We start from the raw sequence: 25565 nt of genomic DNA, 5'->3' as shown, positions 1-25565 counted from the left end.
GGGCTGGTGCAGCAGCGTTTGTAATTGAGAATGATTCTCAACTACTCTTGCTTGCATGCACCTGATCGTTGTCAGTTCCCTTGATGCCCTCTGCCGCCAGCAGGCCTGCGAGGGCCTGGCTGCAGCCCACCCGGGAAGCCTGGTGGTCCTCCACGACCTTTTGGAAAACGGACTCGTCATCCGCCGCGTGTACAGCGGCTCCATAATGCTGGAACGGGACGAGACCATGTTGGAGCATGGCTGCCTCAGTTGTGCGGTCCGCCTGGACCTGGTCCCGGCCGTCGACCGGTTGATCGAGGAAAACCAGGGCCAGCCGATCATCATCGGCCTGCCTCCGGCCGTGCCTGCGTCGGTCGCCGTTTCCGCATTAGACCGGGGCCTCAGGAGCCCGGCCCGGGTTTCCTCGGCCATCCTTGCCTGCGCCCCGGACGCGGTGGAGGACCACATCTGGGACCCGCACACGCTGTTCGAGTCCGGGTTTACTCCGGTGGCCGATGACGAGCGCACACCCGGTGAATTCCTGCTCGGCGAACTCGCGTTTGTGGACACCGTCCTGCCGGCAGAACCGGATATCGTTCCGGCTGATCCCGTGGGGCGGAAACGTGGCCTGCACCTGATCCGGGAAGTGGCCCCGCACGCAGACATTGCACCAGGGGCCGCAGCTGTCCGACCCGGCCTGCACCGGTATGCAGAGGCCGTGGCAAGGACAGCTCCGGGGACCATCCAGGAGCCCCGCCCGGACGGCAACGGCGCCGGCTCGCCGTTCACCACCGTGTTCCAGCATGTTGAGCGCCCCCTCCATCCCGGACGTTTCCGCCAGGCGCTGGGCATCCTCGCCCAGGGCTGCTGCGTCCTGCGGGGCCAACTGTGGGTCGCCTCCGCGCCCGAATGCCGGATAGCCATCCAAGGCATCGGCCCGCGGGTCTGGCTCGAAAACGTGGGCGGCTGGCCGGAGGGGCGGCCGGGGAAACAGCCCGCGGTGCGCGCACTGGCCCCTGCCGCCGCCACCGTGATTGCCGCAACGGGAGAGGACCTGGATCCGGAGGAGTTCGAGCGGCTCCTGCGGAACTGCGAGCTCACCGATGAGGAACTGGCATCCAGCGAGGGCCTGCACGACCCCTTCGGCCTCCGGCCTGCCAGCTAGCATCCAGACAAGTCACCCCCAAAAAACAAACAAAGGAAGAACACCATGAAGGTACGCAATTCATTACGGGCACTGAAGAAGATCCCGGGGGCACAAATTGTCCGCCGCCGCGGCAGGACCTTTGTCATTAACAAGAAGAACCCCCGGATGAAAGCGCGGCAGGGATAACGGTACGCTCTAATCCATGAGCCCAGCCCCCGTCATCATCGCCGTCGACGGGCGCTCGGGCGCAGGGAAGACCACACTCGCCGTCGAACTGGCGGCCCGCCTGCGCGTCCACCACAAGGTCTCCCTCTTCCACCTCGAAGACATCTACCCCGGCTGGAACGGCCTCGCGGCCGGCGTCGAACGCTACGTCTCCACCGTCCTCGGCCCGCTGAGCCGGGGGGAGGCGGCAACATGGATCAGCTGGGACTGGGAGAAACATTACGACGGCGACCCCAAGGTAACGCTCCCCGCAGAGATCGTCATCGTGGAGGGAGTGGGGGCGGCAGCGGCGGAAGCGCGTCCGCTCCTGAGCGCCGTGATCTGGGCCGAGTCGCCGGACGACGTGCGGCGGACCCGGGCACTGAACCGCGACGGCGACACCTATGAACCCTACTGGGACCAGTGGGCGGCGCAGGAAGAGGAATGGCTGGCGGGCGATGACGTCCCGCGGCACGCGGATGTCCGCGTCAACAATCTCGCAGACGGTTCCGCGGTGACCGACCTGCTGCAACTCCTCCCCTACCTCCCGCCACTGGCCCCGGTCCTGGCACCCGAACTGTCCGCCCGCCGCGGCCTCACCCTCAGGGCAAGGCGGCTGGACCGGCTCCCGGACGCCCCGGCCCTGTTCCGCTCCCTCTATGGCGGCTCGGCCAACGCCGTCTGGCTGGACTCGTCCAACGCCGCTGCCGCTGGTTTCCAACCAGGCGGGGAGGACCTGACCGGAAAGACAGCCGCCGGGCGCAGCCGCTTCAGCATCATGGCGGACGACGGCGGCACTTTCGGCCAGGCAGTGACCCACCGCTCCGGGGAAAGCCTGATCAGCACGGGCTCCGCGGCAGTCCGGGTGAACGGGCCGTTCTTCCGGTGGCTCGACACCGTGTGGGGCCGCCGGGCGGTCCGCGCGCCCGAAGGCTACCCGGGCCACTTCACACTGGGCTGGCTGGGGTGCCTGGGCTATGAGCTCAAGCGCGAAACCGGCGGCGCCGACCTGCCTGCACCCACCCCTGACGCCGCGCTGATCTTCGCAGGCAGGGCCGTGGTCCTGGACCACGCCGAGGGCACGGCCTGGCTCCTCGCCCTGGAGGCTCCGGACGCGGAGGCCTGGCTGGACGCCGCGGCAGCGGCCGTCGAAGACGCGGCGCAACGGCAAGAAGAAACCCCTCCCGGCGGCAGCACCGGCGTCGTACTCCCTGCAGCGCCTGCCTTTCAAAGCCGCGACACAGGCGCGGAATATCGGGAAAAGATTGCCGCTGCCCAACACGAGATCGCCGAGGGAAACACCTACGAGGTCTGTCTGACCACAACACTGTCAGCCCGCGTGCCGGCCGACACCTTGGACCCCTGGAGCACGTACCTGGCGCTTCGCCGGAGGAACCCCGCACCCTTCGCGAGCTTCCTCCGGCTGGGCAGCGTCACGGTGGCGAGCACCTCCCCCGAGCGGTTCCTCAAGATAGCGTCCGACGGCGGCATGCGCGCCGAACCGATCAAGGGCACCAGGCGCCGGGCTGCTGATCCGGCCGAGGATGCACAGCTGCGCACCGATCTGGCCACGTCATTGAAGGACCGCGCGGAGAACATCATGATTGTCGACCTGCTGCGGAACGACCTCAGCCATTTCGCCGTCCCAGGTTCCGTCACGGTAAGCCGGCTCTGCGCCATCGAGAGCTACGCCACCGTGCACCAGATGGTCAGCACCATTGACGCCCGCCTCCTGCCCGGATCGTCCCGGGCGGAGGCAGTTGCCGCCTGCTTCCCGGCGGGCTCGATGACCGGCGCGCCCAAAATCAGCACCATGGCCATCCTCGACCAGCTGGAAGGCGAAGCGCGGGGCCTCTATTCCGGCGCCATCGGATACTTCTCGCTGAACGGCGCAACGGACCTCGCCGTCGCCATCCGGACCCTGGTGATCAGCACAGACGGGAACGGAACCGCGGAACTGACGCTCGGCGTCGGCGGTGCCATCACCGCCGACTCGGTGCCGGACGAGGAGTACGAGGAGATCCGCACCAAGGCATATGGAGTGCTGTCCACGCTGGGTGCGGAATTCCCGGACACCTGATGCGCCGCGCGGGCCGTTGCCGTGCCGCCCGCGCGACAGGTCAGCCGCGGCGGGCGGGCCTGTCGAACTTCCAGCCCTCGGACTTGAGCTCCGGGATGACCTGGTCAACGGCTTCCACGGTCTGGGTCCTGTCACCGCCGCCGTCGTGCAGGAGCACAACACCGCCAGGCCGGATTCCCTCACGGATACGGCGGACCAGTTCCGGCGTCCCCGGCGGCTCCCAGTCGCCGATGGTCAGCTGCCAGCCCAGCGGCTGCATGCCCAGTTCGGCGGCCACTTCAGGCGTTTGTCCCCAACTGCCGTACGGGGCGCGGAAGTAGTCGATCTTTGCGTCCGGCACCGCTTCCCGGATAACGGCGCTGGTTTCCAGCAGATCAGCCTTGATGGCTTCCGGGCCCCAGGTGGCCATGTTGTCGTGGTGCATGGTGTGGTTGCAGAGCAGGTGGCCGGCGGCGGCAATCTGCCGCACGATGTCGGGGTACTGCTTCACATGGTCACCCCACAGGCAGAAGGTGGCCTTGACGTGGTGTTTCTCCAGGACGGCCAGCAGTTTGGGGGTACTTACGGGGTCGGGACCGTCATCGAACGTCAGGCTGAGGTATTTGCCCTCATGCCGGGTCGAATCGACAATGGCCGGGGTTGCCTGGTCCGCCTGCGCGGGGGTTGCTCCGGCGAGGCCTGCCGGGACGGAGGCACCGAGGGCAAGGACAGCCGCCGCGAGTGGCAGTGCGGCCCTGCGCAGGGAAACCGGGTTGTACGTCGGGAGGTGCATTGTTTTCCTTCCTGTCGTCATGAACCTCGCCGGCACGCCGCACGTCGTGAAAGCACGAAAGACCGCTGCTTTGCGGACCACAGAGCCGCGTGGCTGGCGGGGAGGATCATGGAAGTTTTCCGGTAAGTTCCGGAACTTGCTCAGCGTAGGTCCACGCCGCGAGCGCCGTCAAGGGTTATCCGGCCCTGGTGTAGTTGCGGGGAGGCAGCGGCTTCCGGAGGTCAGCGGCCGGCCGGCGGAGCCGTGCTCTCCCGGACCATCAGCCGCGTGGAAAGTTCCACCCGCGGGCTCTCCACGCCTTCGCCCTGCAGCATCCGAAGTACCGTGCGGGCGGCAAGTTTGCCCATCTCGGCCAGCGGCTGCCGGACTGTGGTGAGCGGAGGTGAGGCCCACTGGGCCTCGGGAAGATCATCGAAGCCCACAACGCTGATGTCCTCGGGCACCCGGAGTCCCTTCTTGCGGACCGCTTCGTAGACGCCAAGGGCCATCTGGTCGCTGGCTGCGAAGACGGCGGACGGCGGCTCGGCTAACTCGAGCAGGCGGCAACCGGCGCGGAAGCCGGACTGGTAGTCGAAGTCCCCCTCGATAACGAGTTCGGGATCGAAGGAAATGCCCGCCGCGTCCAGGCCTGCCCGGTAGCCGTCCAGCCGGGCCCTGCTGCACCATAACCCCGGCGTTCCGGCCACAAAGCCGATGCGGCTGTGGCCGATTCCGGTCAGGTGCTCGGTGGCACCCACTGCTCCAGTCCAGTTGGTGGCGCCAATCGTGGGCACATCCAGGTCCGGAACGCCGGCCGGGTCCACCACGACTGCCGGCACGTGGAGGCGCTGCAGTTCGGCGCGGAGGAAGGAATCGAGGTCGGTGGTGACCAGGATGGCCCCGTCACTTGCCCTGGCACTGACGTTGTCCAGCCACTGCCGGGTGGACGCGGGGCTGCTCTGGCGATGAATGGCGGAGACCACGGTGGAGGCACCGGCTTCGTTGGCGGCTTCCTCCACCCCGCGGATGATCTCCACTGCCCACGGGCTGTCCAGGTCATTGAACACGAGGTCGATAAGGCCGGACCGTACTTCCGGGCGCGCGCCCCGGCGTTGATACCCGTAGTCCCGGAGCAGCGTTTCCACGCGTTCCCGGGTTTGCGGGGCGACGTCGCTGCGGCCGTTGAGCACCCTGGAGACAGTGGGCACCGATACTCCCGCTTCGGCGGCGATGGCCGAAATTGTGACTGCCCTGCGGGGACTCTCCTGCACGCATTCCTCCTGGTCCGCTGCAAGTATAGGCCCTCGCCCGGCGGGGCGGTTTCAAAAGTTTTGCCGAAACCCTTGACGCACTCTCCGGAATATTCCTAATCTACAACGACCGACTTCCGGAAACTTCCGGAAGTCGGTCGCCATCGACCCTCCGGGACCGATCGATTCAGCACCTCAAAGGAGAGCATTTAATGAAGGTTGCCCAACTAGTCGCCGCCGCCGTGCTGGCGTCGACGTTTGTCCTCCCCACGGCACTGCCCGCAATGGCCGGCCAAAACGACCAGCCGAAGCCCCCGGGACTTGCCAAGCAGGACACCCTGCGCTGGGCCGCACCCAACGACGTCCGGATCGGCACCGCGGTTGCCGGCGGCGGCCATCATGACACCATGCCCTACGCCAACCCGTTCAGTTCCGACGCGCAGTACCGGGACGTCCTGGCTGCCGAGTTCAGCTCCGTATCCCCCGAAAACCAGGCGAAGTGGGAGTTCATCCACCCCCAGCGGGACCAGTACCGCTTTGCTGAGATGGACGCCATCGTCGAGTTCGCCCAGCAGCACGGACAGGTGGTCCGCGGCCACACCCTGTTCTGGCATAGCCAGAACCCCGCCTGGCTGGAGCAGGGCAACTTCAGCAAGGAGGAGCTCCGTTCCATCCTGAAGGACCACATCACCACCGTGGTGGGACGCTACGCCGGAAAGATCCAGCAGTGGGATGTTGCCAACGAGATCTTCAAGGATGACGGCACCCTGCGCACCACCGATAACATCTGGATCCGCGAACTGGGTCCGGAGATCATCGCTGACGCGTTCCGCTGGGCGCACGAAGCAGATCCGAAGGCCAAGCTCTTCTTCAACGACTACGGCGTTGAAAGCATCAATCCCAAGAGCACGGCCTACGTCAGCCTCATTTCGAAGCTCCAGAAAGAGGGCGTGAAGGTGGACGGCTTTGCTGTGCAGGGCCACCTGAGCACCCGCTATGGCTTCCCCGGCGACCTCCAGGCGAACCTTCAGCGTTTCGAAGACCTTGGCCTGGAAACCGCCGTCACGGAGATCGACGTCCGCATGGACGTTCCGGCCGGGACCAAGCCGACCACCGAACAGCTGGCCAAGCAGGCCAGCTACTACCAGCGTGCGTTGGAAGCCTGCCTGAACATTGAGGGATGCAAGTCCTTCACCATCTGGGGATTCAACGACAAGTACTCCTGGGTGCCTGTCTTCTTCAGCGGCGAGGGCGAGGCAACGGTGATGTGGGAGGACTACACCCGCAAGCCCTCGTACTACGCGCTGCAGTCCACCCTGGCCGCAGCAACCCCGGGCGGAGAGCAGCGCCTGGCCCACCACCCGGCCCACCAGCAGTAGCCACTGCCGCAGTAAATCCTGGCGAAAGCGGCAATTGCCGGCAAAGCGGCCCGGAACCGAAGGGTTCCGGGCCGCTTTGTGCTCCAGCTACTGCCCAGTGCCGGCTGTCCTGATCCGCCGACAGGTTTGATCCCTAACCCTCCAGGGCGTGGATCGTGAACGCGAGCGTGTGCGACTGGCCAGGTTCCAGGACAACAAGGTCCTGGCCGGAGTTAAAAGCATCGGGCGGGCAGGTCATTGGTTCAACCGCCAGCCCCTTGCGGCCGCGCAATTCTCCTGAATAGAGCTGCAGCCAGGGTGCCTGGTCCCCCGTTGATTGCAGCACCGCCGCAAGCTGCAGGGCAGGGTTGCGGAGGATGACGTCCCACTCCCCCTCAGGGAGGTTGGTGAAGGCATGGTCCAGCGACTGCGAGGCAATCCTGCGGGCGTCCGAGAAGTCAAAGTCCGTGCCCTTGGTATCAACAAGGTCCGTAGGCTGCAGCTTGTCGTCCGTCAGGAGCACCTTGCCTGCCCGGAAACTCAACTCGCAGGTGGAGATGTCCCCGCCGCCCACCGTGAGGTAGGGATGGGAGCCGCAGCCGTAAGGCACTGGTGCCGGGCCGCAGTTGAGGGCACTGAGCTCGATTCGCAGCCCCGTGGCCGCGTCCAGCGCGTAGGTTGCCGAGAGCGCAAGCGGAAAGGGGTACCCGGGCTCGCCGTGCAGCAGGTGCGCCAGGGTCGCTTCGGCCTGCGAGCGCTGCTCCACCCGCCATTCGCTCCACAGCGCAAGCCCGTGCAGCGCGCTCCCGGTGGCCGCCTCGTTGACCGGCAGCTCATAACGCTGCCCACCGAAGGAGTACGCACCGCCGTTCACCCGGTTCGGCCAGGGCATGAGCGTCTTGCCTGCGAAGGCGGGGGGCAGTTCGTCGGCAGGGTAGGGCAGGACCAGGTCCTGGCCGCGGAAAGCCAGGCTGTGCAGCCCGGCCCCCACAGTGGTGACAACTGCCGTGTAGTCCCCCGCCTCAAGCGTAATGAGCTCACCGTTGGCGTTGACGATGGATGACATGAGGTTCCTTTCGGGAGGCGGGGCCAGGATCAGATCCGGCTTGGAGGTGCAGTGCTTTGGCGGACAACGAGTGACGTCGCGAGATCCAGGCGCAGGTTGTTGGGCCGCTCGCCCTCCCGCAGGCGCAGAACCATCCGGGCAGCCTCTTCGGCCATCTCGATCAGGGGCTGGTGCACGGTGGTGAGGGCCGGGCTGGACCAGCGTGCCACCTGAAGGTCGTCGTATCCCACGATGGACAGGTCCCCGGGAACGGACAGGCCCAGTTGGCGGGCGGCATCGAGCACGCCGAGGGCCTGCAGGTCACTGCCCGCGAAGATGGCGGTGGGCCTTTCCTCGAGGGCCAGCAGCTCCAGGGCATGGGCGCGTCCGCCGTCCACGTGGAAGTCGCCGTACCTGATCAAGGAGCGGTCGATGGGAATACCGGCTGTATTCAGGGCTGAGCTGTAGCCGTCGATCCGCGCCAGGGAGCACATCATGTCCTCCGGGCCGGAGATGGCGGCTATTCGTGTGTGGCCGAGTTCGATGAGGTGGCGGGTCGCCATCATGCCTCCGGCCCAGTTGGCGGAGCCAACGGAGGGAACACCGGGGGCGGGGTCACCCGCGGGATCAATGATGGCAAAGGGAATGGAGCGGGCCTCCAGCTGCTGCCGGTATTCCAGCGGCAGGTCGGAGAAAACGAGGACAACCCCGGCGGGCTGCCGCGCCATCACGCCCTCCACCCAGCCTGCGCCCGGCGCATGCCTGGTGCCGCTTTCGGTGAGGATGACGCTCATGCCGTTCGCCTTGGCGACATTTTCGACGCCGCGGATAATCTCCAGCGCCCAGGCGCTTTCGAGTTCCGGGAAGACCAGCTCCAGGAGCGCCGACTTGGTCGATGCCTTTCGCCGTTTGTACCCATGCTCCTCCAGGAGCTCCTCAACTTTCGTCCTGGTTTTGCGGGAAACGTCGGCGCGGCCGTTGAGGACCTTCGAAATTGTCGACAGCGAAACGCCCGCCTCCTCCGCCAGCTGGGCGAGAGTAACGCGCACGTCGGAAGAAGAAGCAGGGCTCGTCATGAGAAACAGCATAGCGATACTTTCGGTTTTTGTGCCGCAAATTTGCGAACCTCTTGCGCCGGTGAATGGCCGCGCCTAGACTGTGATCCATCAAACAACTTTCGGTCCTAGTATCGAAACTTTCGAGAGGCGTTCAAAGATGAACCACCACGGTTGGGTGGCCCGCACGATTGCCGGCAGCGCGGCTCTGGCCCTTGGCCTGACAATGGCCGGCTGCTCAGGAGGGTCCGGCGCAGCAAGCCGGCCCGAAAATGAAATTCACGTCGCCATGTACGGCGATGCGGGGAACACCGTCGAACAGAAAATGATCGACACCTTCAATGCAACATCCGACGTCAAGGTTGTCCTGGACAAGATCCCGGGCGCGGAGTACCAGTCCAAGCTCCAGACCATCATCGACACGCCCACGGCTCCGGACATCTTCTTCAACTGGGGCGGGGGCAGCATCAAGAACTTCGTGGATGCCGACCTCCTGCTCCCCCTTGACGACTTCATCAAGGAGGACCCGCAGCTGAAGGACGCCTTCCTGCCGTCCGTGTTCGAGACTGCAGTCATCGATGACAAGGCATACGGGATCCCCATGCGGGGCACCCAGCCCGTCATGCTGTTCAACAACTCCAAGGTCCTCGCGGACGCAGGCATTTCCAATCCTCCCGCAACGTGGGATGAACTCCTTGAAGACGTCAAGATCCTGAAGGACAAGGGCATCACCCCCATCGCCCTGGGTGGCGCAGACAAGTGGCCCACCCTGATGTGGGTGGAGTACGTCTACGACCGCGTTGCAGGCGAAGGGCTGTTCAAGAAGGCCCTGGAGGGAGACACCAGCGTCTGGGAATCGGAAGAGAGCCGCAAGGCCCTGGGCATGCTCCGCGAACTGGTTGACGCCGGTGCCTTCGGCACCAATTTCGATTCCGTGAAGTTCACGGACGGCGGCTCCCCCGCCCTCCTCGCCAGCGGCAAGGCGGGCTTTGAGCTGATGGGCTCATGGGAATACGCCACCCAGCAGAGCAGCGACCCGCAGTTCGCCGCCGAGGTCCTGGGCTACAGCGAGTTCCCCAAGGTTGAAGGGGGCCTCGGCGACGAGGACAACCTGGTGGGCAACACCAACAACTTCTACTCGATCCACAAAAACACGCGCTACCCGGAAGCCGCCCGCGACTTCCTGAAGCTCATGTACTCCGATCAGTTCGTGCAGGAGCAGGTGGGCATCGGAAACCTGCCCACCACCACGAACACCGAGAAGTTCCTCGACAAGGCAGCAGATCCGGAATACGCCAAGTACCAGTTCAACCTGGTCAAGGAAGCACCTTCCTTCCAGCTCTCCTGGGACCAGGCGTACCCGCCGGAAGCAACTGTCACCATCCACACCGCCGTCGCCCAGTTCTTCAGCGGACAGATCGACGAAGACGGCTTCATCAAGGCCATGCAGAGCCTCTAGGAAACAACAATGACGACGACGCTTGCACAACGCAGGCGCCCGGCACATCCGGGCGGCCCCGCCAAGGGCCGCCCGGCAGGCCGGGGCAGCTCCAACGTGGGCCGCCCCGGCTTTGTCTGGGCCCTTCCTGCCAGCATATTCTTTGCCCTTTTCGCACTTGTCCCGCTCCTCGCGGTGGCCGTGCTCTCCTTCACCACCTGGAGCGGCCTTGGCGACCCGAAGTTCGTCGGGCTCAAGAACTGGGAAGCCCTCTTCGCAGACCCGGTCATGCTCCAGAGCCTCTGGCTCAGCCTGCTGTTCATTGTGCTCGGCATCGTCACACAGACTCCGCTCAGCATCCTGCTCGGCGTCTGGGCAGCCGGCAACCAGAAGAACCGCGCCATCCTGAGCGCTGTCTACTTCGTGCCGCTGCTGCTCTCCTCGGCCGCCATCTCCGTGCTGTGGCGGGCACTTCTTGACCCCAACTTCGGCATTCCCGGCCAGATGTCCTGGCTGTTCGGGGACGGCAACATTCTTGGCACGCAGCCCGGCGCCATCGCGGTGCTGATCTTCGTGGGCATGTGGCAGTTCACGCCCTTCCACACGCTGATCTACCAAGGCGCCGCCCGGCAGATCCCGCCCGTCCTGTACCAGGCCGCGTCAATCGACGGCGCCGGCACCGTCCGGCAGTTCTTCAGCATCACCCTGCCGCAGCTGAAGAACAGCATCATCACGTCAGTGATCCTGATGGTGGTCGGCGGCCTGACCACTTTTGAAACCGTCCTCATCCTGACCAACGGCGGACCGGGCACAGGTACCACCATCACCGCTTTCCACATGTACCAGGAAGCGTTCCGGCGGTTCGATTTCGGCACCGGCAGTGCCATCGCGCTGGTCCTCGTGGTCATCTCCACGGCCATTTCCTTCGCCGTGGTCCGCCTGTCCGGGTACGACAAGATGCGCAGTTCGCTGGAGGGGCTCTAAATGAAAACACGCCCGAATTACCTCGCCGGCATCGGAGCCTTCATCTGGCTGGCCATCGTGGCTGTTCCGCTCTACGTCATGCTGTCCGCGACGTTCCAGACCCGTGCCGAGTTCGGCGACAACGGGCCGCTGTCCCTGCCGACCAGCTTTACGCTGCAGAACTACGTGGATGCCGTGACCAGCGGCTTTGGCCGGTACTTCCTGAACACCATCATCGTTACCGTCGGAGTCGTGGGCCTGGTCCTGCTCCTGGTGCCGCCATTGAGCTACGCGATCGTGCGGAGCCAGAGCCGCGCCGCCTCGGCCATCTTCCGCTTGTTCCTGCTGGGCCTCGCGATCCCCGCCCAGGCCGTCATTGTCCCCGTGTTCTACCTCATCAACACCGTAGGCCTTTACGACAACCTGCTGGGCGTCATCCTCCCCACCGCGGCCTTCGCCCTGCCCATCTGCACCATCATCCTCAGCGGAACCATGCGGGATATCACCCCCGAGCTGTACGAGGCCATGGCCATGGACGGCGCTACCCCGGCCAAGTCCTTCCTGCGCCTGGTGCTGCCGCTGTCCAAGGGCGGCCTGTCCACCATCGCCGTATTCTCGGCCCTCCAGGCCTGGAACGGCTTCCTCTTCCCGCTGATCCTGACCCAGTCCGAGTCCACCCGTGTGGTCACGCTGGGCCTGTTCAACTTCCAAACCCAGTTCGGCATCAACATTCCCGGGCTCCTGGCCGCCGTGACACTGTCCATGGTGCCGGTACTTCTTGTCTACCTCTTCGCGCGCCGCGCACTTGTCCAGGGCCTGATGGGCGCTGGCGGAAAGTAATCATGACCGAAACCGCAACTCACAACGCGCCTTGGCGCGACACCGACGCCACACCGCAGGAACGTGCCGAAAGCCTCATCGCAGCCATGACCCTTCGGGAGAAGACGGGCCAGCTCTTCGGGGTCTGGGTGGGCGCCTCCACCGAAGGGGGCGAAGTGGCCCCGCACCAGAACGAGATGAACCCTCCCGTCGACCTGGACGACATCCTGCCGAACGGCCTCGGACAACTCACCAGGCCGTTCGGGACCGCACCCGTGGACCCGGCCCTGGGCGCCTTGTCGCTCCAGCGGACCCAGCAGCGCATTGCCGCGGCCAACCGCTTCGGCATCCCCGCCCTGGTCCACGAGGAATGCCTGGCCGGCTTCGCCACCTGGCAGGCCACGGCCTACCCGGTTCCCCTTGCCTGGGGAGCCACCTTCAACGCAGACCTCATCCGCACCATGGGTGCCGCGATCGGCACCGACATGCGCTCCGTAGGTGTGCACCAGGGCCTTGCCCCCGTCCTTGACGTCGTGCGCGACGCCCGCTGGGGCCGGGTGGAGGAAACCATCGGCGAGGACCCTTACCTCATCGGGACCCTGGCCACCGCCTACATCCAGGGCCTGGAAAGCAGCGGCATCATCGCCACGCTCAAGCACTTCGTGGGCTACTCGGCGTCCAAGGCCGGCCGGAACCTGGCACCTGTGTCCGTCGGCGCGCGTGAGCAGGCCGACGTCCTGCTGCCGCCGTTCGAGATGGCCATCCGGGAATCGGGCGTCCGCTCGGTCATGCATGCCTACACGGACATGGACAGCGTCCCCACCGCCGCCGATGCTTCCCTGCTCACTGGGCTCCTCCGCGACACCTGGGGATTCAGCGGCACGGTTGTGGCCGACTACTTTGGTATTGCTTTCCTCAAGGAACTGCATGGCATCGCAGGGTCCCTCGGTGAAGCTGCAGCCGCGGCACTGTCCGCGGGAGTCGACGTCGAACTTCCCACCGTGCACGCCTTCGGCGAGCACCTTATCGCCGAAATTGAAGCGGGCCGCCTCCCCGTCAGCATGGTGGACCGCGCCCTGCGCCGCGTCCTTGTGCAGAAGATCGAACTGGGCCTGCTGGATACTGACTGGTCGGCGGTTCCGCCTGCCCTGCAAGACGCCAATCTGCAGGATACCGCCGGCCTTGAAGGCAGCATCACCCTGGACACTGAGGCCAACCGGAAACTCGCAGCCAGGATTGCCGAGGAATCGATCATCCTCGCCAGCAACAACGGCATCCTGCCGCTGCGCACGCCCGGCCGCATCGCCGTCGTCGGACCCAACGCCGACAACACCCAGGCGTTCCTGGGCTGCTACTCCTTCCCCGCCCACGTTGGTGGACAGCACCCGGACGTTCCGGTCGGCATCGAACTGCCCACCGTGGCCGAGGCCCTCCGGTCGGAGTTCCCTGACAGCTCCTTCTCCGTCACCGCCGGCTGCTCCATCGACGGCGATTCCAGCGAAGGATTCGACGAAGCCGTTGCTGCCGCTTCCTCCGCGGATGTCGTCATCGCCGTCCTGGGCGACCGCGCCGGACTTTTCGGCCGCGGAACCAGCGGCGAAGGCTGCGACGTGGAATCCCTGGTGCTTCCGGGAGTCCAGCAGCAACTGCTGGACCGGCTGATCGAAACCGGCGTGCCGGTGGTGGTGGTGCTCCTTACAGGTCGCCCGTACGCTGTGGGCTCGGCCGTCGAGAACGCCGCAGCGATTGTGCAGGCGTTCTTCCCCGGAGAGGAAGGGGGCCCTGCTGTTGCAAAGATCCTCAGCGGCCGCGTCAATCCCAGCGGCCGGCTGCCCGTGAGCATTCCCGCCCGGCCGGGGGCGCAGCCCTCGACCTATCTGGCGTCCCGGCTGGCCCGCGCCAGCAGCGTCTCCAACATTGATCCCGCCGCGGCCTACCCGTTCGGCCACGGCCTGAGCTACACCACCTTTGAGTGGAACGGCCTGACTGTTGACGGCGCCACCGCTGTACCGGTGGACGGCGAGGCCAAGGCCAGCATCACGGTCACCAACACGGGCGACAGGGCAGGAACGGAACTGGTCCAGCTGTACCTGCACGATCCGGTGGCATCGGTAGTCCGCCCGGAGCAGCGGCTCGTGGGATATGCCCGCGTCCCCCTGGAACCGGGAGCCTCGGCCCGCGTTGCCTTCACGGTCCCCGCCGACGTCGCATCCTTTACCGGCCGCGACGGACGGCGCATCGTGGAGCCCGGTGACCTGGAACTCGGCTTCGGCGCCTCAAGCGGGGACATCCGCCTGCAGGCAACGGTCACCCTCACCGGTGCGCCCCGGACGGTGGACCACACCCGCCGGCTGCACTGCGGAGTCACGGTTACACCCTCCGCCTGACGGCAAGGTGGCCGGGGCGCCCTTCCGGTGCCCCGGCCACCCGCAGCCCTGCTCCCCGACCACCCTGGCACAACCGGACAAGGCTGAAAGGACATGCCATGACCACCGACCATTGCGTGACAATCTCCGCAACCACCAGCTCCGAGGCCGACGAGAAGCTCAATTCCTCCGTACGGCAGCTCCTGGACCTCGCCAAGGAAAACCCGACGAGGGGTATCCTCGTGACCAAGCGGGGTGCCGGCCAGTTCACGGTGGAACTGAGCGACCACGTCCCTTACGGGCAGACGTGGGAATCCGTGCAGCTGCTGGACTCCGCCAACTGAAACGCTCAAGACATGCGGCGGCCATCAGTCCTTCAAAAATAGTTAGGTTAGCCGCGTGACGGACACCGCCCGATCCCCTGCCCCGCATCCCAGGCCACCCCGTACCGTCAAGTACGTCCTGATGCTCGGCGCCCTGGCCGCCCTCCCGGCCGTGACCACCGACATGTACCTGCCGTCCCTGCCCGCCGTGGTGGCCGATCTTGACACCACCCAGGCAGCAGCCCAGCTCACGCTCTCCGGAATGCTCCTGGGCGGCGGAATAGGCCAACTGGTCATGGGCCCGTTCTCGGACCGGTTTGGACGGCGCCTGCCGCTGGTCATCGGCATCTCTCTGCATGTGGTGATCTCCATGCTGTGCTCCATCACGCCGAACATCGAAACGCTCGTGGGACTGCGCGTGCTCCAGGGCTTCTTCAACGCCGCCGCAGCGGTGGTGGCCATTGCCGTCATCCGTGACCGATTCGTGGGCGCCGCCGCCGCGCGGCTGCTGTCCCGCCTAATGCTGGTGATCGGCGTCGCGCCCCTCTTTGCCCCGACCATAGGCCAGGCAATCGCCGGAATCTCACACTGGCGTGGCGTCTTTTACGCCCTGGCACTCATCGGCGTGGTCCTGGTGGCCATCGTCTGGAAGTTCATGCCCGAAACCCTGCCGGAGGACAGACGCAGCCCCGGCAGCCCGCGGCACGTTGCCAGCGCCTACTGGTCGCTCCTGCGGGACAAGCACTTTATGGCGCTGGCCGTCATCCCGGGGCTGGGACTGGGACTGATCATGAGCTACGTGGTGGGGTCGCCCTTCGTCTTCCAGGACGAGTATGGCTTCACCGGGCAGCAGTTCGCCCTGGCCTTCGCGTTGAATGGTGCCGCGCTGGTGCTCTCCGCCCAGCTCAATGCCGCACTGGTCCGCAAAGTCCCGCCTGTCCGCCTGCTGCGCACGGCAGTCATTGTCCAGCTGGGCCTGGCCCTGCTGCTGCTCGCGGCGGTGTCCACAGGCACCGGCGGCGCTTTTGGCCTGATGGCTGGCCTCTGGCTTGTCCTCGGGGTGCAGGGAATGATTCCAGCCAATGCCTCGGTATTGGCCCTGCACAACTATGGACACATGGCCGGGACCGCGGCGGCCGTCATCGGAGCCCTCCAGTCCGGCGTGGCGGGACTTGTCAGTCCCTTGGTGGGACTCCTGGGCGGAAATGCGCTGTCGATGGTGGGAGTCATGATCGGGACCTGTGTCCTGACCGTGATTGTGCTTGCCGCCGGGACCCCCGCCTACCGGAAGGGCGGCTGGCCCGACCACGCGGCCCGCACCGGCAACGAACGCGTCGCTGCCGACGATTAGCACCTCTTCTACTGCGCCGTTTTCCTACTGCACCGTTTTCCTACTGCACTGTCTTTATTACTGCACTGTTGCCGTCAGCCGGGCCACGTTGTCCACGTACCGCGCCGCCAGCGGACGGTTGAGCCAGTCCGCCAGCCGTAGTTCATGCGAAATGTCCCGGTAGGTGTCCTCCACAGCGCGCATCTTTGCCACGATGTCGTCACCCAGCAGCATCACGGACACCTCAAGGTTGAGCGAGAACGAGCGCATATCCATGTTGCTGGAGCCCAGCACCGCCACTTCGTCGTCGATGGTGAAGTGCTTGGCGTGCAGCACAAACGGTGCCTTGTAGAGGAAGATGCGCACGCCCGCCTCCAGCAGCGCCTCGTAGTAGGAGCGCTGGGCGTGGTGGACCAGGAACTGGTCGCCTTTCTCGGAAACAAACAGTTCCACGTCCACGCCGCGCTGGGCGGCCGTCGTGATGGCGTAGAGCAGCGAATCGTCCGGCACGAAGTAAGGGCTGCAGATGGAGATGCGGTGCTGGGCCGAGTAAATCAGGGTATTGAACAGCCGCAGGTTGTTTTCGGTAATGAAGCCGGGGCCGCTGGGGACCACCTGCGCCGTGACCTCCCCCGGATGGGGATTCGCCGGGAGCTGCAGCTGGTGCTCCAGGGACTCGTCCGTTTCACTGAGCCAGTCGGTGGCGAAAACAACGTTCAGGGTGGTGACGATGGGGCCGCGCAGGCACGCCATCAGCTCCACCCACTCACGGCCCGCCTTGCGGTGCCGGGGGTTGTTGTAGGAGGGCTCGATGAGGTTCTGCGAGCCCGTGAAGGCGATCTCGCCGTCGATCACCATGATCTTGCGGTGGTTCCGGAGATCGGGCCGGCGCCACTGGCCATGGATGGGCATGAGCGGCAGCATCCGCTTCCACTGGATTTTGCCAGCCTTGAGGCGTTTGAGGAGGTTCCTGTACCCCTGGACCCGGAGGGTGCCGATGTGGTCGAAGAGCACCCGCACCTCCACCCCGCGCTCGGCCGCTTCCTCCAAAGCGGTGAGCAGGTCATTGGTGATGTGGTCCGTGCTCATGATGTAGAACTCGGCGTTGACGAACTTCTTCGCCTTCCGAACTGCCTCCGTCATGGCCAGGATGGAGTCCGGGTAGCCGGGAATGAGGTCCACCGCGTTGCCGTCCACCATGGGCAGGGACCCCAGCCTGCGGTTCAGCTCGGCCGCAGACTTCACCCATTCAGGGCCGGGGTAGACGCTTTCGACGTCGGCGAGGGAGGAAATGCCAGCGCGCACCCGGTCATTGACCTGCTGCTGCTGCTCCCGGCGGCGGCTGGACAGCTTGAAATTGCCGAAGAGCAGGAACAGGACGATGCCCACAAAGGGCACGAAAAAGATGCCAAGCAGCCACGCCATGGCGGTGGTGGGGCGCCGGTTTCCCGGAATAATTCCCAGGGCAAGCACCCTGATCGCCAGATCGGCGACGGCAAGCAGCACCACTACCCACATCGGCGCCGAGCCGGCAAGCGAAAATGGCCACAACACGAGAAAACCCCCGGAACATGGGCTCCCGGCGGGCGGTTTCCGGCCGGGGCACTCCGCCCAGCTTATCCGCGCGGCGCCGCACTAAGCTGGAGCCATGACCTCTCCAGCTTCCGTGGTTCTCGTTTTCCTCGACCCCGCTTTCCCCGACGGCCGGCTCGCCGACGCGTCCAAGCCGCAGCTGATGGTCACGGACCAGGGCGCCACACGGGGTGACGGTATCTTCGAAACCATGCTGGCCGTGGGTGGGACGGTCCGCAAGCTGCAGGCACACCTTGACCGGCTTGGCGGTTCCGCCGAGGCGATGGACCTCAGGATCCCGGACCAGGACGCATGGCGGCGTGCCATCGCGACCGGCCTCGCCGAGCACCGGTCCCAGCACCCGGCGGCCTCTGCCTCCGAGGATGAGCTGGTGGTCAAGCTGGTGGTAACCCGGGGCGTCGAAGGTGCCCCCAACCCCACCGCCTGGGTGCAGGTGTCACCCGTGGGAGCGGCGGGGCGCCGGCAGCGCGAAACGGGCATCGATGTCATCCTCCTTGACCGCGGCTACGACAGCGACGCCGCCGAACGTGCCCCCTGGCTTCTCCTCGGTGCCAAAACCCTCTCCTACGCCGTGAACATGGCGGCCCTGCGCCACGCCCATAAGCAGGGCGCCGACGACGTCATTTTCTTCTCCTCCGATGGTCGGGTCCTGGAAGGCCCCACGTCCACCGTGCTGCTGGCCCATGTGGAAAAGTCCGACGGCGGGGCTTCCGTTAAGCGCCTCATCACGCCCCAGTTGGACAGCGGCATCCTGGCCGGGACATCCCAGGGTGCCCTGTTCAACGCCGCCAAGGCCGCGGGCTGGGAACTGGGTTACGGCCCGCTGGAACCCCAGGACCTCCTCGACGCTGACGCCGTCTGGCTCATCTCGAGTATCCGCATGCTTGCCCCAGTGAACCGGATAGACGGCAAGGAGATCGGCACGCCTTCGCTCCAGAAGGAGCTGACCGCGGAGCTGAACGAATTGTTCGCCGGTATTCAATAACGATTTCCAGGGCCGTAGGGTGTGGTCATGACTACTCACGAGCAGCCCACCGGGAATCTGACCTTTGATGAGTGCTGGGACTTGCTGGACAGTGACACCCTTGGCCGCCTGGCCGTTGTGGTGGACGGCCACCCCGAGATCTTCCCGGTCAACTACGTAGTCCACCGCCGGAGCATCGTCTTCCGCACCTCCGGAGTCACCAAGCTCTGGAACGCAAAGGAGGAGCGGCCCGCTGCCCTCGAAATCGACGGTTACGACCCCCACGCCGAAGAGGCCTGGAGCGTGGTGGCGCGCGGCGGCACAGGGATCATTGAGGACCAGGCTGACAAGAACGCCGTGGACAGCCTGGGGCTGGAGCCATGGCAGCCGGGCGAGAAGGTCCACTACATCCGGCTTTCAGCACGCGCACTCACCGGCCGGCGTTTCAAGGTCAACCGGCCGGATGTCTGGAACACGCGGGTTCAGGACCGGAGACGGGCCTCGTTCGAGTAGGTGCGCAGGTGGTTCACAGGCCGGGCACCTAAGCCGGGGAATGCGCAGGCTGCAGCGAGAGCTGGGATTCCAGCCCGGACAGCAGGATAGTGAGCCCCTGGTCAAGTTCGGCCGAGCCGTCGTACTCCGCGAGTGCCGGCGCCAGCGCGCGGAGCAGAGGGAATTCCTTGGCAGGCAACCGATGGAGTCCCAGCCGCAGCAGTACCTCGTTCTCCTCCGGGTCCACCACGAATTCCTGCAGCTCGTTCAGGATGTGCCCATACAGAAAGCCGTAGTACGCGCGGTAGACGTGCAACGCGTCCGGCGGCGAAAATCCTGCCCCCACCAGCAACGCGAGGATCTGTTCGAGCGGACGCAGGGTGCCGAGCGGCCGGAGGCCCAGCGGCGTGGACAGCGGCCGGGTCACCAGCAGCGGCACCACGTTCGGGTGCTGCAGCGCCAGCAGCCGAAGATTGTGGGCAATCTGCCGGAGCTGGGCTTTCCAGTCCGGGTCTTCTTCGTGGACAGGGAGTTCGTTGAGTACCAGTTCGGAGACCCCGTCCAGCAGTGCGGCCCGGTTCTCGGCGTAGCGGTAAAGGCTCATGGGGTCCCGGCCAAGTTCCTGGCCGAGGCGGCGCATGGTCAGCGCGTCCAGGCCTTCGGCGTCCACGAGTTCCAGGGCCGTGGCCAACACCAGTTCCCGGCTCAGCCTGGCCTTGCGGTCGGCGGCCGGAGCGCTTTTCGGGGAAGCCATTGGTTCCATCCTGGGAGGGGCGGTGCAGGGTCCAGCGGTAATTCCAGACGCTTGCCGTATTTGTAGTCTACGAGTAAAGTCTACATTGTAGATGCAGTGTTTACGCCGCATCCGGACCTCATTTCTTTCGGGGCCCACCTCACACTCCATTGCCCCGTGCACGGCAGTTGAGGCTTGCTGCTGTAGCCGAACGGCGGCGCCACGCACTTAGCGAAGGGACGCCGTCATGGCTAATTCGCAGTTCGACCTTTTCCTCCATGAAGCCACCTACATCGACCAATCCTCCGACTCAACGCTGGACCAGGACCGCCTTTACGGCCTCTACACCAGCTGGTGCTTCATCAACCAGCAGGCCCCCGGTCCGGAGTCAAAATTCTGGGCGGCCATGAAAAACAGGATCACGCCGGGGCACAACGGCCTGCGCATGAAGGGGCCCGCCGCTGCGGACTACATCATGACCAGCTACCCCGGACTCGTCTAAGAGCCCACACAAAAGGGCGTGAACCGCCGGCACCTGGCCGGCGATTCACGCCCTTTCAGTTTGTTAGGGCCCACCTACGTGGGAATGATCCGGAAGAGGAACCTGGTCCGGACCATGACCCACAGGAGTCCCAGTACCGCGGCGTAAGCGGCAGTGTTAAGCAGCACGTTCTCCTGCTGCAGGGCCGGGATATTGGCAACGACGGCGATCAGCACCACGTGCATGATGAACACGTAGAGGGTGGCGCGGCCCAGCGGAATCAGGAACCAGCCGAGCGCGCGCCGCACGGGTTTCCAGTACGCCGTGAGGAAGGCGTAGGCCGCCACCACCAGGACCAGGACGTTGAGCAGCCGTCCCGGCGCAAGGTACGTCCGGGAGAACAGCAGATCATAGAGCGACCGGTACAGGGTGTCCGGGATGATGGCGAGCCGGACGTCAAAGCCGTTGGCCAGGTAGGGGTTGCCCCAGGAGAGGAACGCAAACAGCAGTGCGACGGCGGTGCACGCGGCCACCACCCAGAGCCTCGCCGAGAGCCAGGCGACGATGCTGCGCCGGTGGTACCCCGCCACCAGTCCGATCACGAACAGCACTTGCCATACGAGCAGCGGGAACGAGTCCTCGAACTGTGACGGCAGGAGCCGGAAACGGGTCAGCGAGCCTACGGCGTAAACCGCCAGGGCGGCGGCCAGCACCCAAACGGCTTTGCCGCGGTTGAGCGCCGCGAGGATCAGCGGGCTGACCAGAAGCAGCACCACGTAAAGTCCCATCACGTTGAACTGCCACGGGCCAAATTGCAGCAGCAGGATGGCAGGGAGCACCTGTGGCGGCACCGGGAACTGGAACAGGGACTCCATGCCCGCGTAGAGGTAATAGGTGCGCCCGGCGCCGTCGTGCCCCGCGCCGCCGGTTCCCTGGTCCACGAAGGTGGTCAGGGCGTCGGTCCGGAAGATCGGCAGCAGCGAGGCCAGGAAGACGCCGATGAGGACTATCAGCGCGGTCAGGTAGAGCTTGCCCGCCCTCCGCGAGGTGAGGTCCACCACCGTTCCGAAGTCGTCCTTGGCCCAGGGCCCGTACACCATGCCCACCACCAGGCCGGAGAACAGGACGAACAACTCGGCGCCTGAGACGAACCCCACCGCTTCCTGCGTGAGCAACTGGAACAGCGAGGTCATGCCCAGGTGGTTGACGACCACAAAAACAATGGCCAGGCCGCGCAGCATATCCACCCGGGAATCCCTGCTGGACGGGTCTGAGTATCCCCACGCCGTTGCGGCATTGACCCGGCGGGGAATCTGCCACAGGGCGACCAGGAGGATGAGGAGCGCCGCCCCCACTGTCCACGCAGCCGCCCCGGTGAGGGTGTTGGCCCGCACGAACGCACTGCCGGAGCTGACCTCGGTGACGGGGCCGGTGACAATGGGGGACGCTTCCAGCCTGCCCAGGGCGGCCTTGGCGATGCCCGGGTTTCCGGTGAGCAGCCAGTCGATGCTTGCCACTCCGGTATCCCGGGTACTGGTCCGCTCATCCCACACCACCGCCCCTGTCATGCGGAACCCGGCATCAGTGGCCGTCCCCACCACCTGGTCCCACCAGCTCGTTTTGATGTCCGCTTCCGGGGCTCCACCGGAAGCCGGGCTGTAAAACGCGGCGGTCTGCAGGAGGAACGGCTTGTCGCGCCCCTCCGAATAGGTGGCGTAGAAGTTTTCCCCGCCGGAGGCCGTCAGCATCTCCTGCAGCTCCCCCGCGCGGGGGACGGTATTGACCGCCGCACCGCCGGCTGTGTCGTCGTGATAGGCCGTCAGGCCCACCCAATCCACGGCATCGTCCCCGGGATAGTAGGGGGCGTAGGCTGAGTCTCCGCCGTCCCACTGGCCGTCACCGTTGGTGTCAAGCAGCGCGAACCCTTCACTTCCCTGCGCAGGCGCGTTCCGGTTCCGGCCGAACGGATAGTCCGTGCCCAGGTACGGTTCCCAGACCATCACCGTGCCGCCGTCAGCCTCCCGGAACGCCGCCGTCACGGCCTGGAACGCTGCGCGGTAGGCAGCGGGCTGCTGTCCCCATTCAACCCAGCTTGCGTTCATGTCCGGGGCAAACCGGATCAGCAGCTGGCCCTTGAAGGTGGAAGCAAGCTCCCGCACCTCGCCGGCGAAGGCTTTCGCGGCCGCGCCGTCAATCTGATCCAGCGGCACCGTCGGTTTCACCGTGAGCATCGCGTGGGCGCCCTGCAGCGAGGACTGCTCCAGGAAGCCCTCAATGTCGTCCTGCTCGGATGGACGGTAGGGAAAGGTGATGTCATGGCCAAAAACGGCCGGTGACGCACCCAAGCGGCCCGCAAAATCGGCGGCGGTATCCTCGCCCCATTCAAGGACTGCGCCCAGCAGCGGCTTCCCCTCTTCCGGAAAGCTCCGTGCGGCCTGCGCGGGCCCGGCGGGGAGCACTACGGCGATGAGGGCCATCAGCACCACGGCGAGGAGTGCCAGCGTTTTCCGGTGGAGGGGCACGGTGGATGACCCGGCGCGGACTCGAGGCACGGCTGTACGCATGCTGATGGGACCCCCTGCTGATGACCTGGTGACGGGGCGATGCCCCACGTGAACTCTATCCGGACGCAGGCCTGGCGGACGGTAAGGAACGCCCGCCCACCTGCGGCGATGCCGCCGTCGGACGTTCCCTTGCTGAGGTGCGCATCGTCGCCCACCACGGCCCGGACCGTTCAGTTACGGAACATGACGACGGCGGCGGTGCGGCTCCGCGTGCCAGATGTTACGTTTTTGGGGAGTAATGAGTACCGGCGCCAAGCCCTGACTGGCCGGTCGGCAACCCTCCCTTTCGCGGCGGGGTGCCTCAGGTGAATACTCGGCATATCGACCGATTCGAGCTGCAAGCGTGAGAGAAGGAGATCCGTCGTGTCTGACGCACCTGCCCCTGAAGAGAGACTGTCGTACCGGCTTGTCACCGGCCCGGATGACAGGTCTTTCTGTGAACGGATTTCCACCGCCCTGGCCGAGGGCTATGTCCTGCACGGCAGCCCGGCAGCAACGTTCAATGGCAGCAGCGTCATCGTTGCCCAGGCCCTGGTCCTGCCGGCGGCCATCGCTTCGGCTGATGCCGCCGTCGCCACTGCTGTTGACAACCTGGAGTCAGGCACCGAGGACCTCGAGTTCGACGGCGAGGGCCACGCATGAGCTACGCAGGAGACCTGACGCCTGAGGAGGCCTGGGCCAAGCTGGAGCAGGGCGCCATCCTGGTGGATGTGCGCACCGAGGGCGAATGGGCCCACATCGGCATTCCGGACACCAAGGCCACTGACAATGATCCCCTGTTCATCCAGTGGACGTTCCCGGGCGGCATTCCCAACCCCGATTTCATCAAAGACCTGAGCCAGCAGGCGCCGGAGGACAACGGGACCGAGCTGCTGTTCATCTGCCGCTCCGGCCAGCGCTCCATCTCCGCGGCCATCGCCGCCACCCAGGCCGGTTTCACCTCGTACAACGTCCTGGAGGGCTTCGAGGGTGAGCCGGACCGCTACGGCGAACGCACCGTCAACGGCTGGAAGAACCGCGGCCTGCCAACCAACCTGGGAAAGAACTAAGTGACCTTCAATAACGACGCCGCCGGCTGGAGCCCTGACACCCAGGCCGTCCGCGGTGGGCTGGACCGCACCAACTTCCAGGAAACCAGCGAGGCCGTGTTCCTGAACTCGGGCTTCGTGTACGAATCCGCTGCCGCCGCCGAGCGGGCATTCACGGGTGAGGACGAGCGCTTCGTCTACTCCCGGTACGGCAACCCCTCGGTGGCCACATTCCAGGAGCGGCTCCGCCTGCTCGAGGGCACCGAGGCGTGCTTTGCGACGGCGTCGGGCATGTCCGCCGTCTTTACCGCCCTCGGCGCGTTGCTGGCTGCCGGCGACCGCGTTGTTGCCGCCCGTTCGCTGTTCGGGTCCTGCTTCGTGATTTTGAACGAAATCCTGCCCCGCTGGGGCGTGGAGACGGTCTTCGTGGACGGGCCGGACCTGGAGCAGTGGCGTGAGGCCCTGTCCCAGCCCACCACCGCCGTCTTCTTCGAATCGCCGTCCAACCCGATGCAGGAGATCGTGGACATCGCCGCGGTCAGCGAACTCGCGCACGCCGCGGGTGCCACCGTCGTCGTCGACAATGTCTTTGCCACTCCCCTGCTGCAGCGCTGTGGCCAGCTCGGTGCGGACGTTATCGTCTACTCCGGCACCAAACACATTGACGGCCAGGGCAGGGTTCTGGGCGGCGCCATCCTGGGCACCAAGGAATTCATTGACGGGCCCGTCAAGCAGCTGATGCGCCACACCGGGCCGTCGCTGTCCGCGTTCAACGCGTGGGTCCTCACCAAGGGCCTGGAGACCATGTCCCTGCGCGTCAACCACTCTTCCGCAACCGCCCTGCGCCTCGCCGAGTGGTTGGAGCAGCAGCCCGCCGTGAGCTGGGTGAAGTACCCGCTCCTGAAGTCCCACCCGCAGTATGAGCTTGCGGCCAAGCAGATGCGCGCCGGCGGTACGGTGCTCACTTTGGAGCTTGCTCCGTCCGGCGGCCGCTCGGGCAAGGAAGCCGCCTTTGCGCTGCTGGACGGGCTGCGCATCATCGACATCTCCAACAACCTTGGCGATTCCAAGTCCCTGATAACGCACCCTGCCACCACCACGCACCGCGCCATGGGGCCGGAAGGCCGTGCCGCCATCGGCCTGAGCGACGGCGTGGTGCGGCTGTCCGTGGGGCTTGAGGACGCCGATGACCTGATCCGGGACCTGGAACAGGCCCTCAAACAGATCTAGTTCTGTGGAGCATGGTCCGGCTGGAAGTCGAGCCGGACTTCCACGGTGTCCCCGGCGCCGATCCCGGCTTTGTCCCTGACGGTCTTCTTGACCGGCAGAAGATAGGTGCCGCGTTTGGTGTCGGGGAACAGCGAGGTCTGCCAGGAGTGGCCTCCGATATCGGCTGTCACCTTCACCGCTCCGAAGGCCCTGCTGCTGGCAGCGGTCCGCTCCTTGATGTCATCCGCCACGTCCGCAGGCAGGGTGACGAAATGCCAGCCCGCTTCGCCGGGATTGAGCCATACCTCGGCGTGGAATTCGTACGACGGCGTCACGCGCCTGAGTATGCCACGTCGCTTTGGCGGCGCGCTACGACCGGCGGCCCTGCCAGTT

At 65.7% G+C, this 25565-nt stretch carries 24 protein-coding genes and 1 riboswitch; of the genes, 16 read left to right on the top strand and 8 right to left on the bottom strand.

Translation table 11 applies throughout. The features are described from left to right. The first annotated feature begins 55 nt into the window (after positions 1-55). Genes DXK94_RS01860 through pabB form a run of 3 tightly spaced genes read left to right on the top strand, consistent with a single transcriptional unit; the run spans position 56 to position 3410 of the window. The gene (locus tag DXK94_RS01860) at positions 56-1144 is read left to right on the top strand and encodes a GTP-binding protein (protein ID WP_115523577.1); all 1089 of its coding nucleotides are present in this window, start codon (positions 56-58) and stop codon (positions 1142-1144) included. A gap of 45 nt (positions 1145-1189) precedes the next feature. Further along, complete coding sequence (gene ykgO / locus DXK94_RS01855) at positions 1190-1312, top strand: type B 50S ribosomal protein L36 (protein WP_011693081.1); 123 nt, start codon at positions 1190-1192, stop codon at positions 1310-1312. Positions 1313-1328: 16 nt separating this feature from the next. Then, positions 1329-3410 (top strand): aminodeoxychorismate synthase component I, encoded by a 2082-nt coding sequence (gene pabB, locus DXK94_RS01850; protein ID WP_115523576.1) that lies wholly within the window; start codon positions 1329-1331, stop codon positions 3408-3410. A 40-nt stretch (positions 3411-3450) separates the two neighbouring features. Here the strand turns inward: pabB and DXK94_RS01845 are convergent, their stop codons facing one another. Together DXK94_RS01845 and DXK94_RS01840 are read right to left on the bottom strand one after the other, a co-directional pair. After that, complete coding sequence (locus tag DXK94_RS01845; RefSeq protein ID WP_079595359.1) at positions 3451-4182, bottom strand: polysaccharide deacetylase family protein; 732 nt, start codon at positions 4180-4182, stop codon at positions 3451-3453. Between the two features lie 221 nt (positions 4183-4403). Further along, positions 4404-5432, bottom strand: coding sequence for a LacI family DNA-binding transcriptional regulator (locus DXK94_RS01840; protein ID WP_115523575.1), 1029 nt, complete (start codon positions 5430-5432; stop codon positions 4404-4406). Between the two features lie 191 nt (positions 5433-5623). Between DXK94_RS01840 and DXK94_RS01835 the strand changes: the two genes are divergently transcribed. Beyond that, the gene (locus DXK94_RS01835) at positions 5624-6790 is read left to right on the top strand and encodes an endo-1,4-beta-xylanase (protein ID WP_115523574.1); all 1167 of its coding nucleotides are present in this window, start codon (positions 5624-5626) and stop codon (positions 6788-6790) included. Between the two features lie 133 nt (positions 6791-6923). Here the strand turns inward: DXK94_RS01835 and DXK94_RS01830 are convergent, their stop codons facing one another. Then, complete coding sequence (locus DXK94_RS01830; protein WP_115523573.1) at positions 6924-7835, bottom strand: aldose-1-epimerase; 912 nt, start codon at positions 7833-7835, stop codon at positions 6924-6926. A gap of 29 nt (positions 7836-7864) precedes the next feature. Next, positions 7865-8890 carry a LacI family DNA-binding transcriptional regulator gene (locus DXK94_RS01825; protein WP_115523926.1) on the bottom strand — a complete coding sequence of 342 codons (1026 nt, stop codon included), beginning with the start codon at positions 8888-8890 and terminating at the stop codon, positions 7865-7867. A 139-nt stretch (positions 8891-9029) separates the two neighbouring features. On the opposite strand from DXK94_RS01825, the gene DXK94_RS01820 reads away from it, so the two are divergent. The 6 genes from DXK94_RS01820 to DXK94_RS01795 all read left to right on the top strand — a co-directional run bounded on the left by DXK94_RS01820 (position 9030) and on the right by DXK94_RS01795 (position 16129). Then, a complete protein-coding gene (locus tag DXK94_RS01820; RefSeq protein ID WP_079595364.1) occupies positions 9030-10328 on the top strand; it encodes an extracellular solute-binding protein in 1299 nt (432 codons plus the stop codon). Positions 10329-10337: 9 nt separating this feature from the next. Next, on the top strand, positions 10338-11291 hold the full coding sequence (locus DXK94_RS01815) for a carbohydrate ABC transporter permease (RefSeq protein WP_115523572.1): 954 nt from the start codon (positions 10338-10340) through the stop codon (positions 11289-11291). After that, entirely contained in the window at positions 11292-12110 is an 819-nt protein-coding gene (locus DXK94_RS01810; protein ID WP_079595366.1) for a carbohydrate ABC transporter permease, read from the top strand. 2 nt (positions 12111-12112) lie between these two features. Continuing rightward, on the top strand, positions 12113-14476 hold the full coding sequence (locus DXK94_RS01805; protein ID WP_115523571.1) for a glycoside hydrolase family 3 N-terminal domain-containing protein: 2364 nt from the start codon (positions 12113-12115) through the stop codon (positions 14474-14476). A 98-nt stretch (positions 14477-14574) separates the two neighbouring features. After that, on the top strand, positions 14575-14799 hold the full coding sequence (locus DXK94_RS01800; RefSeq protein WP_115523570.1) for a hypothetical protein: 225 nt from the start codon (positions 14575-14577) through the stop codon (positions 14797-14799). A 55-nt stretch (positions 14800-14854) separates the two neighbouring features. After that, positions 14855-16129, top strand: coding sequence for a multidrug effflux MFS transporter (locus tag DXK94_RS01795; protein WP_258868401.1), 1275 nt, complete (start codon positions 14855-14857; stop codon positions 16127-16129). A 57-nt stretch (positions 16130-16186) separates the two neighbouring features. On the opposite strand, the gene cls is transcribed toward DXK94_RS01795, so the two are convergent. Continuing rightward, the gene (cls, locus tag DXK94_RS01790) at positions 16187-17626 is read right to left on the bottom strand and encodes a cardiolipin synthase (protein ID WP_079595370.1); all 1440 of its coding nucleotides are present in this window, start codon (positions 17624-17626) and stop codon (positions 16187-16189) included. A 130-nt stretch (positions 17627-17756) separates the two neighbouring features. Here cls and DXK94_RS01785 point away from each other — a divergent pair, with 130 nt between their 5' ends. Further along, entirely contained in the window at positions 17757-18686 is a 930-nt protein-coding gene (locus tag DXK94_RS01785) for an aminodeoxychorismate lyase (RefSeq protein WP_115523568.1), read from the top strand. Positions 18687-18713: 27 nt separating this feature from the next. Beyond that, positions 18714-19178, top strand: a complete 465-nt coding sequence (locus tag DXK94_RS01780) for a pyridoxamine 5'-phosphate oxidase family protein (RefSeq protein ID WP_115523567.1) — start codon at positions 18714-18716, stop codon at positions 19176-19178. 28 nt (positions 19179-19206) lie between these two features. Here the strand turns inward: DXK94_RS01780 and DXK94_RS01775 are convergent, their stop codons facing one another. Further along, the gene (locus DXK94_RS01775; protein WP_115523566.1) at positions 19207-19911 is read right to left on the bottom strand and encodes a TetR/AcrR family transcriptional regulator C-terminal domain-containing protein; all 705 of its coding nucleotides are present in this window, start codon (positions 19909-19911) and stop codon (positions 19207-19209) included. Between the two features lie 226 nt (positions 19912-20137). On the opposite strand from DXK94_RS01775, the gene DXK94_RS01770 reads away from it, so the two are divergent. Beyond that, a complete protein-coding gene (locus DXK94_RS01770) occupies positions 20138-20392 on the top strand; it encodes a hypothetical protein (RefSeq protein WP_079595374.1) in 255 nt (84 codons plus the stop codon). A gap of 74 nt (positions 20393-20466) precedes the next feature. Here DXK94_RS01770 and opgC read toward each other — a convergent pair whose 3' ends face one another. Then, positions 20467-22935: an OpgC domain-containing protein gene (opgC, locus tag DXK94_RS01765; RefSeq protein WP_115523565.1), complete on the bottom strand. Its 2469-nt coding sequence runs from the start codon at positions 22933-22935 to the stop codon at positions 20467-20469. Between the two features lie 234 nt (positions 22936-23169). Further along, positions 23170-23285: riboswitch (SAM riboswitch) on the top strand. A gap of 13 nt (positions 23286-23298) precedes the next feature. Between opgC and DXK94_RS01760 the strand changes: the two genes are divergently transcribed. The 3 genes from DXK94_RS01760 to DXK94_RS01750 are packed head-to-tail and all read left to right on the top strand — an operon-like array spanning position 23299 to position 25193. Then, positions 23299-23577 (top strand): DUF1737 domain-containing protein, encoded by a 279-nt coding sequence (locus DXK94_RS01760; protein WP_115523564.1) that lies wholly within the window; start codon positions 23299-23301, stop codon positions 23575-23577. Continuing rightward, on the top strand, positions 23574-23984 hold the full coding sequence (locus tag DXK94_RS01755; RefSeq protein ID WP_079595377.1) for a rhodanese-like domain-containing protein: 411 nt from the start codon (positions 23574-23576) through the stop codon (positions 23982-23984). The genes DXK94_RS01760 and DXK94_RS01755 overlap by 4 nt, the downstream gene beginning before the upstream one ends. Then, positions 23985-25193, top strand: coding sequence for an O-succinylhomoserine sulfhydrylase (locus DXK94_RS01750; protein ID WP_115523563.1), 1209 nt, complete (start codon positions 23985-23987; stop codon positions 25191-25193). It begins immediately after the preceding gene. On the opposite strand, the gene DXK94_RS01745 is transcribed toward DXK94_RS01750, so the two are convergent. Beyond that, positions 25190-25507, bottom strand: a complete 318-nt coding sequence (locus tag DXK94_RS01745; protein ID WP_258868400.1) for a DUF1905 domain-containing protein — start codon at positions 25505-25507, stop codon at positions 25190-25192. The genes DXK94_RS01750 and DXK94_RS01745 overlap by 4 nt on opposite strands. Positions 25508-25565: the final 58 nt, after the last annotated feature.

The organism is Arthrobacter sp. RT-1, assembly GCF_003367205.1.
In the GTDB taxonomy this organism is placed as follows: Bacteria; Actinomycetota; Actinomycetes; order Actinomycetales; family Micrococcaceae; genus Arthrobacter.
Note: the sequence above shows the minus strand (reverse complement) of the source record. Positions and strands in the feature narration are given on the sequence as shown.

Bases quoted from the DNA above. Each gene is read 5' to 3' on its own strand.
- DXK94_RS01835 (WP_115523574.1), top strand. From the start codon at position 5,624: ATGAAGGTTGCCCAACTAGTCGCCGCCGCCGTGCTGGCGTCGACGTTT.
- DXK94_RS01810 (WP_079595366.1), top strand. From the start codon at position 11,292: ATGAAAACACGCCCGAATTACCTCGCCGGCATCGGAGCCTTCATCTGG.
- DXK94_RS01775 (WP_115523566.1), bottom strand. From the start codon at position 19,911: ATGGCTTCCCCGAAAAGCGCTCCGGCCGCCGACCGCAAGGCCAGGCTG.
- DXK94_RS01860 (WP_115523577.1), top strand. From the start codon at position 56: ATGCACCTGATCGTTGTCAGTTCCCTTGATGCCCTCTGCCGCCAGCAG.
- opgC (WP_115523565.1), bottom strand. From the start codon at position 22,935: ATGCGTACAGCCGTGCCTCGAGTCCGCGCCGGGTCATCCACCGTGCCC.
- DXK94_RS01805 (WP_115523571.1), top strand. From the start codon at position 12,113: ATGACCGAAACCGCAACTCACAACGCGCCTTGGCGCGACACCGACGCC.
- DXK94_RS01825 (WP_115523926.1), bottom strand. From the start codon at position 8,890: ATGACGAGCCCTGCTTCTTCTTCCGACGTGCGCGTTACTCTCGCCCAG.
- cls (WP_079595370.1), bottom strand. From the start codon at position 17,626: ATGTGGGTAGTGGTGCTGCTTGCCGTCGCCGATCTGGCGATCAGGGTG.
- DXK94_RS01830 (WP_115523573.1), bottom strand. From the start codon at position 7,835: ATGTCATCCATCGTCAACGCCAACGGTGAGCTCATTACGCTTGAGGCG.
- DXK94_RS01815 (WP_115523572.1), top strand. From the start codon at position 10,338: ATGACGACGACGCTTGCACAACGCAGGCGCCCGGCACATCCGGGCGGC.
- ykgO (WP_011693081.1), top strand. From the start codon at position 1,190: ATGAAGGTACGCAATTCATTACGGGCACTGAAGAAGATCCCGGGGGCA.
- DXK94_RS01785 (WP_115523568.1), top strand. From the start codon at position 17,757: ATGACCTCTCCAGCTTCCGTGGTTCTCGTTTTCCTCGACCCCGCTTTC.
- DXK94_RS01780 (WP_115523567.1), top strand. From the start codon at position 18,714: ATGACTACTCACGAGCAGCCCACCGGGAATCTGACCTTTGATGAGTGC.
- DXK94_RS01755 (WP_079595377.1), top strand. From the start codon at position 23,574: ATGAGCTACGCAGGAGACCTGACGCCTGAGGAGGCCTGGGCCAAGCTG.
- DXK94_RS01770 (WP_079595374.1), top strand. From the start codon at position 20,138: ATGGCTAATTCGCAGTTCGACCTTTTCCTCCATGAAGCCACCTACATC.
- DXK94_RS01845 (WP_079595359.1), bottom strand. From the start codon at position 4,182: ATGCACCTCCCGACGTACAACCCGGTTTCCCTGCGCAGGGCCGCACTG.
- DXK94_RS01820 (WP_079595364.1), top strand. From the start codon at position 9,030: ATGAACCACCACGGTTGGGTGGCCCGCACGATTGCCGGCAGCGCGGCT.
- DXK94_RS01800 (WP_115523570.1), top strand. From the start codon at position 14,575: ATGACCACCGACCATTGCGTGACAATCTCCGCAACCACCAGCTCCGAG.
- pabB (WP_115523576.1), top strand. From the start codon at position 1,329: ATGAGCCCAGCCCCCGTCATCATCGCCGTCGACGGGCGCTCGGGCGCA.